The 4,887-nt window shown below is 68.8% G+C and carries 5 protein-coding genes; 2 read left to right on the forward strand and 3 right to left on the reverse strand.

All coding sequences use genetic code 11. The features are described 5' to 3' along the window. On the reverse strand, positions 1-190 hold a 190-nt coding region (locus BKN37_RS25665), incomplete at its 3' end, for a hypothetical protein (protein WP_207547297.1). Between the two features lie 127 nt (positions 191-317). Between BKN37_RS25665 and BKN37_RS25670 the strand changes: the two genes are divergently transcribed. Further along, a complete protein-coding gene (locus BKN37_RS25670) occupies positions 318-1,568 on the forward strand; it encodes a cytochrome P450 (RefSeq protein ID WP_071029949.1) in 1,251 nt (416 codons plus the stop codon). Here the strand turns inward: BKN37_RS25670 and BKN37_RS25675 are convergent. After that, on the reverse strand, positions 1,534-2,181 hold the full coding sequence (locus BKN37_RS25675) for a TetR/AcrR family transcriptional regulator (protein ID WP_071029951.1): 648 nt from the start codon (positions 2,179-2,181) through the stop codon (positions 1,534-1,536). The two genes, BKN37_RS25670 and BKN37_RS25675, sit on opposite strands and share 35 nt — an antisense overlap. Positions 2,182-2,272: 91 nt before the next feature. Here BKN37_RS25675 and BKN37_RS25680 point away from each other — a divergent pair, with 91 nt between their 5' ends. Further along, a complete protein-coding gene (locus BKN37_RS25680; protein WP_071029953.1) occupies positions 2,273-3,856 on the forward strand; it encodes an MFS transporter in 1,584 nt (527 codons plus the stop codon). 60 nt (positions 3,857-3,916) lie between these two features. Here BKN37_RS25680 and mftG read toward each other — a convergent pair. Next, a partial coding sequence (mftG, locus tag BKN37_RS25685) for a mycofactocin dehydrogenase MftG (RefSeq protein ID WP_071029955.1) occupies positions 3,917-4,887 on the reverse strand: 971 nt, incomplete at its 5' end.

The raw sequence follows: 4,887 nt of genomic DNA on the forward strand, positions 1-4,887 counted from the left end.
CCCCGCGCACCATCCCGGTGCCGATGCTGACCACCGCCGGATCCACCGGATGCGCCGCGACCGGCACCGGCGTGTGCGGGGTCGCGCTGCCGCCGCGCCCACAGCCGGCCGCCAGCACCACCAGCAGCGGGACGGCCGCCAGCAGCGTGAGGGCGCGCGCCGCGACGCCGCGCCGGGATCCGGTGAGCACAAATCCTGAGCGTATGCGAAAGCCGAACCCCCGATCGCGGTAAACCGCCCCCAGATCGCCGGCAGTCACCGACACTGGGAAAAGCTGACACGCGTCAAGTAGCGACGCCGACTGGTGAGGAGCCCCGATGAGCACGCCGATCATTGACGAGGCCGCGAAGGTGTTCGCCGACCCGACGGCCTACGCCGACGAGCCGCGCCTGCATGCGGCGCTGACCCACCTGCGCGCCCACGCCCCGGTGTCGCTGGTGGATCAGGCCCCGTTCCGGCCGTTCTGGGCGATCACCAAGCACGCCGACGTCATGGACATCGAGCGGGACAACAACCTGTGGATCAATGCGCCCCGGCCGCTGCTGGCCACCGCCGAGGCCGACGACATGGCGCAGGCCCAGCTGGATTCCGGGATGGGGTTGCGCACCCTGATCCACATGGACGATCCGCAGCACCGGGTGGTGCGGGCCATCGGCGCGGACTGGTTCCGGCCCAAGGCGATGCGCGCGCTCAAGCTGCGGGTCGACGAATTGGCCAAGAGCTACGTCGACAAGATGGCGGCGGCCGGACCGGAATGCGATTTCGTGCAGGAGGTCGCGGTCAACTACCCGCTGTTCGTGATCATGTCGCTGCTGGGGCTCCCGGAATCGGACTTTCCGCGGATGCTCAAGCTGACCCAGGAACTGTTCGGCGGCGACGACGAGGAGTTCAAGCGCGGGACGACGCTCGAAGAACAGCTGGCGGTGCTGCTGGACTTCTTCAACTACTTCACCGGGCTGACCGCGGCCCGCCGGCAGCAGCCGACCGAAGATCTGGCCTCGGCGATCGCCAACGCCCGGGTCGACGGCGAACCGCTGTCCGACGTCGACACCGCCTCCTATTACGTGATCATCGCCACCGCCGGGCACGACACCACCAGCGCCACCATTTCCGGTGGGCTGCAAGCGCTGATCGAAAACCCGGATCAACGCGACCGGTTGCGCGACAACCTCGACCTGATGCCGACCGCGGTCGAGGAGATGATCCGCTGGGTGACCCCGGTCAAGGAGTTCATGCGCACCGCCACCGCGGACACCACGGTGCGCGGCGTGCCGATCGCCGCCGGCGAGTCGGTGTATTTGTCGTATGTGTCGGCCAACCGGGACGAGGAGGTGTTTGACGACCCGTTCTGCTTCGACGTCGGCCGAGACCCCAACAAGCACTTGGCCTTCGGGTACGGCGTGCACTTCTGCCTGGGCGCGGCGCTGGCCCGCATGGAGGTGAACAGCTTTTTCACCGAGCTGCTGCCGCGACTGAAATCCATTGAGCTGGCCGGGGATCCGAAGCTGATCTCCACCACGTTCGTGGGCGGGCTCAAGCACCTGCCGATTCGATATCAGCTGCGCTGAGGTCGGCCGCCGGCCTGCCGTAGACGTGCAGGAAGCCGTCCACCGCGGCGCGGGCACACTCCTGATAGTCGAAGTCGGCCAACGTGGAGAGCCGGCCCACCACGATGGGCCCGAGCAGCAGCGCGGCCGCCTGGCCGCGATCGACGTCGCGCAGTTCGGCGGCGGCCTGCGGGCTGTCGAAGATCGCGTCGAACGGCGCCGCGTAGAGCTGGGCAACCCGTTCGCGCAGGGTCTGCATCTCCCCGCCCTCCGGCGGGTTGGGCACCTGGTCGAGGCCACTGCCCAACGCCAGCCACGACATCGCGGTGAGGGTGATCGGCGTCTCGGCGATCAGCTCGGCCCAGTCCAGTACCAGCGCGGTCAACCGGTCCCGTAGCGACCCGTGTTCCGGCGGCATCGGCGAGCACGGCAACAGGGTCTGAAATGCGGCGGCCCGCAAATCATTTCCGCTCGGGTAGTGCCGGTACAGGGTGGCGCGGGCCACGTTGGCCGCCCGGGTGACGGCGTCGACGGTCACCGCGCTGGGTCCACCGGCGCGCATCAGCGCCGCCGCCGCGTCCAATAGCCGCGCACGGGAGCGCGCCGGCCTGGGGTCGCCACTGTCCCCGGTCATCGTCGCCCACCTCCTCAAAAACGAGACTATCATTCTCGGTACGAGACTATTAGTCTCAAAAGTTGCCGCTGCCGCCGAAAGGAACGCACCCATGGTCGGTTTAGATCCAGCCCTGGCCCCACCCGGGCAGCGCAGCGCGCCGACCGAGTCACCACGAGCCCGCACCTGGACGCTGATCGTGGCCTGCCTGGGCGTGACCCTGGTGATCAGCTCGATGATCGCGTTGAACGTCGCCCTGGGCGATATCGCCATTGCGACCTCGGCCACCCAGACCCAGCTCACCTGGGTGGTGGACGGCTACACCCTGGCGCTGGCCTGCCTACTGCTGCCGGCGGGCGCTCTTGCCGACCGCTACGGGCGCCGCGGCGCCCTGCTGACCGGGCTGTGCATTTTCACGCTGGCATCGCTGGCGCCGACGATGTTCGACACCCCCGTGCAGATCATCCTGGCCCGGGCGGCGGCCGGTGTCGGCGCCGCCTTCATCATGCCCGCCACCCTGTCACTGCTGACCGCCGCATACCCAAAACATGAGCGGGCCAAGGCTATTGGAATCTGGGCTGGCCTCGCCGGATCGGGTGCCGTGCTGGGGATGCTCGGATCCGGTCTGCTGCTGCTGTTTTGGCCGTGGCAGTCCATCTTCTGGGCGTTTACCGGGGCCGGGAATCTGCTGATCGCCCTGACGTGCACGATCTCGTCATCGCGCGACGACCATGCCGCCGGCGTGGACTGGCCTGGTGCGGTTCTGATCGGCGGGGCGGTCGCGATTTTCGTCTTCGGCATCGTCGAAGCCCCCGCCCGCGGCTGGACCCACCCGCTGGTGTACGGCTGCATCGTTGCCGGATTGATGCTTGCCGCGGCCTTCGCCGTCGTCGAACTCCGGCGGCGTCACCCGCTTCTCGACATCCGGCTGTTCGCCAATCCGAGTTTCGCCACCGGGGCAGCGACGGTCACCATGATGTTCTTCGCCAACTTCGGCTTCTTCTACGTCTCGATGCAGCACATTCAGCTGGTGATGGGCTACAGCGCCCTCAAGACCGCCGTCGCGTTGAGCCCCCTGATGGCACCGGTGCTCACGCTGTCGGCGCTGTCACCGTGGTATGTCCCCCGGCTCGGACTGCGCCTGACACTGTTCGTCGGGCTGTTGTTGATATCGACCGGCTTCATTTGTTTGCGTGCACTCGAAATCGACTCCCCCTACTGGCATCTGGCCTGGCCACTTTTGGTGATGAGCACCGGTATCGGGTTATGCACGGCCCCGCCCACCTCGGCGATCATGACCGCCACACCCGACGACAAGCAGGGTGTGGCCTCAGCCGTCAACGACACCACCCGGGAAGTCGGCGCCGCACTGGGCATTGCCGTCGCCGGCTCCATCCTGGCCACCCAGTATGGCCGCGCGCTGTCATCCCAGCTGTCCGCGTTTCCCGAGACACTGCGCGATTCCGCCCACCATTCGCTGGCCGAGGCCCTCCGGATCTCCACCCAGCTCGGCCCGTACGGTGCACCGCTGGCCGAGCAGGCGAAATCCGCATTCCTGACCGCGGTGCAATATTCGACATGGACGATGGCGATCATCATCGCGGTGGCGGCACTGGTGATCGGTGCCTGGGCCCCCGGCCGCGACGGGCAGCAGCTGCGGCCGGTGCGCTGGCTGACCTCCCGGCGCCGGCACTGACTGGGTGAGCGTGCGTGTGCCCGGCCGCACGCTCGGCGTGTCGGCCGGGAACACGCACGCTCACCGAATGAACTCGGCGGCCCGGTGGGCGAGCATGACGATCGTCGCGTGCGGACCCCGGCTGGGGATGCCCGGCAGCACCGACCCGTCCACCACCCACAGACCGTCGATCCCGCGGACCCGGCACCGGTGGTCGACGACGGCCCGCTCGTCGGATTCGGTGCCCATCGGTGCGGTGGCGCACAGGTGCTGCGAGGTGGCCCAGATCGGCGGGCCCAACTCGACGACGCCGGCGGTCAGTTCCCGCACCAATTCGACGCCGCGGCGCAGTGCCGCGACGTCGTGCGGTGCGCTGTCGTAGCGGTGCTCGATGTGCGGCGGCGCCGCCGGGTCGGCGGAGGCCAGCGTCAGCCGACCGCGGGCGCGGGGCTGCATCAGCGCGACCCCGATGTGCGGCCAATCGACGTGGCCGGTCGCGACGTCGCCCACCATCGCGATGAATCCGCCGGTATAGGGTCGGATTTCGAGATCGTCAGCGGTGCTCAACACCACCTCGATCACCGGCCGGTCGGCGGCCACCGGCCAGTCCACCGGCATCACCCATTCCGGGTGGTCGACGCAGCCGGTCCCGACCGGCAGCGGCGCCGCCACGTCCACGCCGGCGGCACGCAACATGGCCTCATCGCCCACCCCGGACAGCATCAGCAGGTGAGCGGACTCAATCGCGCCGGCACACAACACGATTCGGTCTGCGGTCAGGGCCAGCGGCCCGTCCGGACCGAGCGTGTCGACCCCCACCGCACGTCCCGCCGAGATGCGCACCCGCACCGCTCGGGTGCGGTCCAGCAGGGTCAGGTTGGGCCGGCCCAGTGCCGGCAGCAGATAGCCGACGCCCGGCCCGGTGCGCACCCCGTCGACGATGTTGAGCGGCACCGCACCAACCCCGGTCGGCATTCCCGATTCCGTTGCCACATCGTTGAGGTCGGGCAGCCACGGAAACCCGCAGCGCTGCGCCGCGGTGACGAATGTCT

It is taken from the genome of Mycobacterium talmoniae, assembly GCF_001854525.1.
In the GTDB taxonomy this organism is placed as follows: Bacteria; Actinomycetota; Actinomycetes; order Mycobacteriales; family Mycobacteriaceae; genus Mycobacterium; species Mycobacterium talmoniae.

Bases quoted from the DNA above. Each gene is read 5' to 3' on its own strand.
- BKN37_RS25670 (WP_071029949.1), top strand. From the start codon at position 318: ATGAGCACGCCGATCATTGACGAGGCCGCGAAGGTGTTCGCCGACCCG.
- BKN37_RS25680 (WP_071029953.1), top strand. From the start codon at position 2,273: ATGGTCGGTTTAGATCCAGCCCTGGCCCCACCCGGGCAGCGCAGCGCG.
- BKN37_RS25675 (WP_071029951.1), bottom strand. From the start codon at position 2,181: ATGACCGGGGACAGTGGCGACCCCAGGCCGGCGCGCTCCCGTGCGCGG.